The organism is Chamaesiphon sp. GL140_3_metabinner_50 (assembly GCF_025361915.1).
Classification (GTDB): domain Bacteria; phylum Cyanobacteriota; class Cyanobacteriia; order Cyanobacteriales; family Chamaesiphonaceae; genus Chamaesiphon.
Window position 1 is genome coordinate 1 of record NZ_JANYJC010000314.1, and the last position, 6,442, is coordinate 6,442.

Genomic DNA, 6,442 nt, shown 5'->3' on the forward strand with positions numbered 1-6,442 from the left:
CCATCGAAATTGCCGATTGCCAATAGATCGATCGACTGAGTAAAAAACCTGTCGCGCTCTTGTTCGGCGGATAGTCGCGCTGCTTCTGAGCGTTTGCGATCGGTAATCTCTTGCACTATCGCATTGACCCCCATCACTCGACCGCTGAGATCTGGTTGCGGGTAGTAGGAAGCTAGCCAGTACCGCTCCACTCCAGGCTCGGCAGGAGTGCTACCACTCACTTCTAGATCGAAAATTGGCTGTCCCGACTCCATCACTTGCCGATACAGTGGCTCGATCGTCTCTACCAATTCTGGTAAAATCTCCCAAAAAGTTCGCCCGATATGCTCGGCAACACTCAAACCATTGATTATTGCCAATTGCTCGTTGATCCGCACGTAGCGAAAATCGGTATTCACAAAGCACAAGCCCACTGGAGCCATCTGATAGATCGATTCGATTTCGCCCAATTGCTGCTGAATCGTTGCTTGCTGCGCCTGGAGGAGTGCCGTTGCTTGCTGGCGTTCGCGCAGCGCGGCTTGCCGTTCGGTCAGATCGCGCGAAACCGCTAAAATTTGGCTGACCTGTCCATCGGCAGCGAGGATCGGTGTCACGATTACTTCCCACCATTTCAACGTACCTTTACAAGTCGCACAATAACCATCAAACCGACCGACTCCCCCGACTAAGGCAATGCTAAAAGCAGTTCGAGCCGCATCTCGGTCGCGACCTTGCCAGAAGTCGAGCCATTGACTCTCAGCGACAGTCGAGAAGTCATCAACTTCCATCAGCAACTGTCCGTAATCGTTCATATAAATCAACCGACCTGCTAAGTCCACAACTTTGATGCAGTCGCGATTGCTCTCCAAGATGCGGCGGGTTAACTCTTCACTCTGGCGGAGAAGTTCTTCATCGCGCTTCCGTTCGGTGATATCGTGGGCATTGGCATACAATAACTGGCGATCGAGATCTGGCATCACACTCCACGATAGCCAGCGATAAGATCCGTCTTTGCCACGATAGCGATTCTCAAAATTAGTCGCTACATTACCCGCAGTTAGATCCGCAACAACAGCCACTGTTGCCGCTCGATCTTCGGGATGTACGAACTCCAGATAGTTTTGGGCCATCAGTTCGGCACTAGTAAAGCCCAAAATTCGTTCGCAAGCTGGATTCAATCGCAAGAAATAATTATCTAAATTGGCGATCGCTAGTAGGTCGAGTGATATCTCGAAAAAGCGATCGATCTCGCGTTCGACGGCGATTCGCGCTAGTTCATCCCGCTTGCGTTCGTTAATGTCCTGAAAATATATCCCCAAGCCGACATCTGAGGGATAAGCATGAATCTCGAACCAAGTGTCAGTTGGCTGATAAAACAGCTCGAAATGTACCGCCACTCGATCTGCAACAGCTCTTCGATACTCCTGCTCAACAATACTTCCTACTGACGTGGGAAACACTTCCCAATGAGTTTTGCCCAAATATTCTGCGGGTGTTAAACCACTCGTCTGGCAAAATATTTCAGTTGCCGCAGAGTTAGTATAGACGATCCGCCAATCGCGGTCGAGCGTCACATACGCATCGGTCATACTTTCCCAAATCGTCGTCATCTGCTGGTTAGCTACTTGCAGACTGAGATCTTCAGACTGTCTCAATTGCGATCGCAGGTGGCTATTCTCGTTAGCGTAGCCTCTCCCCTGGAGAATCGCACTGCGGAGCGTCGCGAGTAATAGCTCTGCTGTCAGGTCGCTCTTGACTAGATAATCTGACGCACCCAGTTTGATGGCGCGAACGGCAATCTTTTCGTTACCCTGCCCCGATAGCACCACTACAGGCGGACTGTTACCATTACTTTGCACCGACAATCGATCTAGAAAATCCAGCCCATTGCCATCGGGCAGCCGATAATCGAGCAACACAGCATCGATCGATCGCGTTTGACACAATGCTAGTCCCGCTGCTACAGATTCTACCTCCACAAGATCGTAGTCTTGACTAAGTGCGCGTCGGTATAGCTCTCGATCTGTCGCCAAGTCTTCAACCACCAGTACTGTGAAGGTTGGGAGGTTCATCATTATATTTACAGCAATTTAATGTGCTGCTACGATCGATTAGTCTAATTATATTGGACTAGTCGATCGTAACAAAGATAAATTACATTCTCAACCTAAAAAACGTTACAGATTATCACCGTCAGAATATTAATCGTTCCCTGCTTTGCCTCCGCTTTGCAGAATCAAATTGGGCGATCGAGTTAATTTAATGTTTCAAAAGTGATTTTTAAGCATTCAGTCTATGTAAATTGCTCGTGAAGTACCCTAACTCACGAGCCAAGTTAGGGTACTTTACTTAGAAATAGTTAACAAATTTTCGTCATAATTATCGTCGATACAAGCCCGAACCAAAAATTTACAGCCGTTGTTAGTAATAGCTGGTGGGTGAATTGAATCGGGATACGATCGAATGTAGTCGCCAGCGAAATAAACCTGCCCGTCGAGTTCGAGTTCTCCTGCTAACATATAGATTTCTTCAATCCCTTGATGTTGATGGAGCGGGTAAATAACTCCATCGGCTGCTTTGACGATCGCCGAACACATCCGCTTGTCAGGATCGAAAAATAACACGGCAACTTCGACCCCCTCTGCCTGGTAGGGTTGCCACGTTAGCTCTGAGGATCTAATCGTCACCATTGCTGGCGGCGGCTCTACTAGAGGGCTTTCTGGCTGGGGTGTGAGGCTGGTTTCGACAGGAGCTACATCTAACAAATCAGCTCCAGGATCGGCTAGACGATCGAATAATCGCGCCTTGAGATCTGCCGCCATCGGCACGGCGGGGGCACTATAGGGGAGAATACTCACCGCAGCTTCATAACTCGCCAATTCTGCGGCAAGATCGGCACAAGCTAACGCTTGAGCCTCTACCCACAGCCGTTCTTCAAGATCGAGCAGATCGAGTGCGTAGAGTGGAGCAAGTTCGCAAAAACATCGATGTTCGTTCATCACAAATTCAGACACGGGGAATGAGGGGGTTTATTGTTGCCCGATCGCTAGTTACAACTCGTTGTTAAATACTACCTTGAGTTTACTCAATCCCAGCCGGAGTCGTGTTTTGACAGTGCCGATTGGCAGTCCCGTTTGTGCGGCAATCTCGACATGAGTTAAACCTCGATAGTAAGCCAACTCGATCGCTTGAAGCTGTTCTGGCGGAATCTGACTTAATGCGGCAAGTACTAATTGTCGCCGTTCGTCAATTTCGATCGCTTCAATGGGATCTACGCTGACAGTTGGAAAATCGATTCCTTTTGCCCCTGAAATTGCCGTACTAACTTTATCGAGCCGTTGCAGTTTCCGCAGCCTATCTATTATACGACTGCGTGCGAGGGTAAAAATCCATTGTTCCACCGAACCTTTATTGCGATCGAACTTGTCCGCAATCCGCCAGACTTGAGCAAATACATCTAAGACTACTTCTTCACAGTCCTCTACTGAATTGAGACTTTTCCAGGAGATCGCGTAAACGATCTGTGAGTAGCGATCGTACAGCGCGGATAATGCACTGCGATCGCCCAAGGCGATCTTTGCGAGTAAATGTGCTGCTTCAACCATTGACGCTAATGGACACAGAGTGCTGTATTAGCTTCAGTTTAGCTCACGAGCGGCAGAGATCTAGATCCACTTTAAGTTACTTTTATGTGTCAAAAAAAATCCGCTCGGTTAGAGATCCAATTTGAAATTAACAGCGTATACCCTATAGAAGCAGATTACGCTCCCAGCCGATCGACAAAAATTTCTTCGTCCTCACAATTTGAGCGATCGAATTTTAGATCGATCGGCTCGAAATTTACATGAATATCAGTTTTTTTTAAACAATGGAAGCCTAGTAAATTGATTTGCAAATTAAGTATTGTGGCTGATTTTTATTAAAACAATGCTGACGATAGAAGATCGATAAGATTAGTTGGGTAATATATAAATATGATTCTTTCGTTATATCTATATGTTTAAAACTAACAAAGCTACTTTCATCGGTATCAGTATTGCTTGGGGATCGATGGCGGCTATTTTTCCCATTGTTCCGATTGCTCAAGCTGCTACTTTAACTTATACTGAAACTACTGTCGGTAGTGCCGTATTCAATCGACCTGTTGACAATTTTTCTAGTCCGCCAACAGCAGTTGCTGGCCCCGGCGGCGGAATGGTTGGTTACAGTGTTTTTAGTTTTAATGTTACTGCTCCAGCTAGTTACGTTTTTCAAAGTACGGCAACTTCAACTAACTTTGATAATTTCACCGTTCTTTATCAAAACTCTTTTAACCCCATCGATTCAGTCTTCAATGCCATAATTGCCAACGACGATAATCCTAGTCTTGGCTTATCAGGATTTACGACAGCTCTCAATCCTGGTATTAATTATTTCCTAGTTACAACAGGCTTTGAAAATATTGATGCTGGAACTTTTAGCAATACGATCGCGGGTGCGGGCAATATCGTACCTGGAACGATCGCCGCAGTTCCAGAACCAGCAACTATCTTAGGCTCTTTAACGGCTTTTGGATATGGGATTTATTCCCGACGTAAAATTAAGCTCGCTCGCGCGGCGACTAAAAAAATCTGATAGTTTTATCTATAATATTTAATCTTCCACACAACTCCTTTATCGGGGTTGTTTTTTTAGATATTTCAGCCGAACTCTAGCGGTTGCTTCAGATCTGTCGTACATTACCAGGATGCAGGATTTTCAACTCGATCGGATAATAGGAGTAGATACCAGCTTCGTCATGCGAATTTTATGAATCTACTACCCACCATCAATACACCCGGTGCCATTCAGCTTTGGCAATGGATTACCGAACCGCTCGAATATATGCATAATTACGATCGCCAGTGTGGCGATATCTTTGCGGTGACAATGTCTGGGCCGTTAGATCGGGCGGTGTTCATCAGCAATCCTCAATCGATGCAAGAAGTATTAACTAACGATACCAAGCAATATTCGGCACCCGGATCGAGCAATCAAATTTTAAAACCGTTCTTAGGCGATCGCGGCATTATCTTACTCGATGGCGGCGAACATCGTCAACGCCGACAGTTATTGATGCCCCAATTTCACGGCGATAAAATTCGATCGTACACAGATCTGATTTGTCAGGTAACGCGAGATTTAGTGCAGCAGTGGCGAGTGGGTGAAACTATTAATGTCCGCGAGCAAATGCAGTCGATTTCGCTTTCGGTAATTTTGCAAGCGGTATTTGGACTGCATCGAGGCGAACGGTACGATCGGATTCGGGACAAATTAGTGGCAGTACTGGCATTAGTTGAATCGCCAGTTAATGCGAGTTTTCTATTGATACCCATTCTCCAGCAAGATTTAGGCGCGTGGAGTCCGTGGGGGCGATTTTTACGCGATCGTGCCGAACTCGATCGGTTATTATATGAAGAAATTGCCGTTCGCAAAGCGTCTCTTTCAGAGAATCGTCGTCGCGATTACCAGCCAGAACAATCGGATATTTTAACATTATTAATTGGTGCTAAAGATGCCGATGGTAATGGCATGAACGATGTCGAATTACACGACGAATTGATGACATTACTATTCGCCGGACATGAAACCACCGCTACCGCCATCTCCTGGGCAATTTATTGGGTGAATTATCTACCAGAAGTCAAGCAAAAATTACTAGCCGAACTTGCCACCATCGGCACCGAACGCGATCCGCTTACCATTAGCCGTCTACCTTATCTAAATGCCGTTTGTTCGGAAACCTTACGAATTTACCCAGTCGGGATGCTCACCTTCCCCCGCATCGCCACCCAACCAGTTTGCTTACAAGGTTACGACATCGAGCCAGGAACGATGATTGCGGGTTGTATCTACCTCACTCACCACCGCGAAGATCTTTATCCCGAACCGCATTTATTTAAACCAGAACGCTTTTTAGAACGTCAATTTTCGCCGTATGAATTTGTCCCCTTTGGCGGCGGTAGTCGTCGCTGCATCGGGATGGCATTAGCTCAATTAGAACTAAAATTAGTCGTGCTAGAACTAGTCACTAATTGTCAACTCGAACTCACTGGTAAGTTACCCGTCGAAGCCGTTCGTCGCGGAGTAACTTTAGGCCCCAAAGGTGGCATTGAGGCGAAAGTTCTGGTGACTAAGGGCTAGGTTAACAGCCTTCATCCCCAACCCTGTCTTGCTGCGTAGTCTTTTTACCCCACCCCAGCCCTCCCCTTATAAAGGGGAGGGAGCCGGAAAAGCCTCCCCTTGTAAAAAAGGGGCGCAGGGTGGTTTCATACAAGAAAATAAAAATGCATAAACCCTAGTGCTTAGTCTTCAACCGCCCTCGAATGAATTCGGGGCTAATAGCCAAAGTTCACTGAAGTGAACTGAAAGATTTTTCTTCCGGTGTATGAAACCACCCTGCCCCTTATAAAGGGGAGGGAGCCAAGAATTGTCCCCCCCTTTA

General features: G+C 46.6%; 5 protein-coding genes. 2 read left to right on the top strand and 3 right to left on the bottom strand.

The window, feature by feature from the left end; all coding sequences use genetic code 11:
* The 3 genes from Q0R35_RS15475 to Q0R35_RS15485 form a co-directional block, all read right to left on the bottom strand.
* A partial coding sequence (locus Q0R35_RS15475; RefSeq protein WP_295620252.1) for a PAS domain-containing protein occupies nucleotides 1-2,054 on the bottom strand: 2,054 nt, incomplete at its 3' end.
* Nucleotides 2,055-2,324: 270 nt separating this feature from the next.
* Nucleotides 2,325-2,978, bottom strand: coding sequence for a cupin domain-containing protein (locus tag Q0R35_RS15480; RefSeq protein WP_295620256.1), 654 nt, complete (start codon nucleotides 2,976-2,978; stop codon nucleotides 2,325-2,327).
* A gap of 51 nt (nucleotides 2,979-3,029) precedes the next feature.
* Nucleotides 3,030-3,584 (bottom strand): sigma-70 family RNA polymerase sigma factor, encoded by a 555-nt coding sequence (locus Q0R35_RS15485; RefSeq protein WP_295620259.1) that lies wholly within the window; start codon nucleotides 3,582-3,584, stop codon nucleotides 3,030-3,032.
* Nucleotides 3,585-3,975: 391 nt separating this feature from the next.
* Between Q0R35_RS15485 and Q0R35_RS15490 the strand changes: the two genes are divergently transcribed.
* Both Q0R35_RS15490 and Q0R35_RS15495 read left to right on the top strand, forming a co-directional pair.
* Entirely contained in the window at nucleotides 3,976-4,593 is a 618-nt protein-coding gene (locus Q0R35_RS15490; protein ID WP_295620262.1) for a PEP-CTERM sorting domain-containing protein, read from the top strand.
* Nucleotides 4,594-4,767: 174 nt separating this feature from the next.
* Nucleotides 4,768-6,141 carry a cytochrome P450 gene (locus Q0R35_RS15495; protein ID WP_295620266.1) on the top strand — a complete coding sequence of 458 codons (1,374 nt, stop codon included), beginning with the start codon at nucleotides 4,768-4,770 and terminating at the stop codon, nucleotides 6,139-6,141.
* The last annotated feature ends 301 nt before the right edge of the window (nucleotides 6,142-6,442 follow it).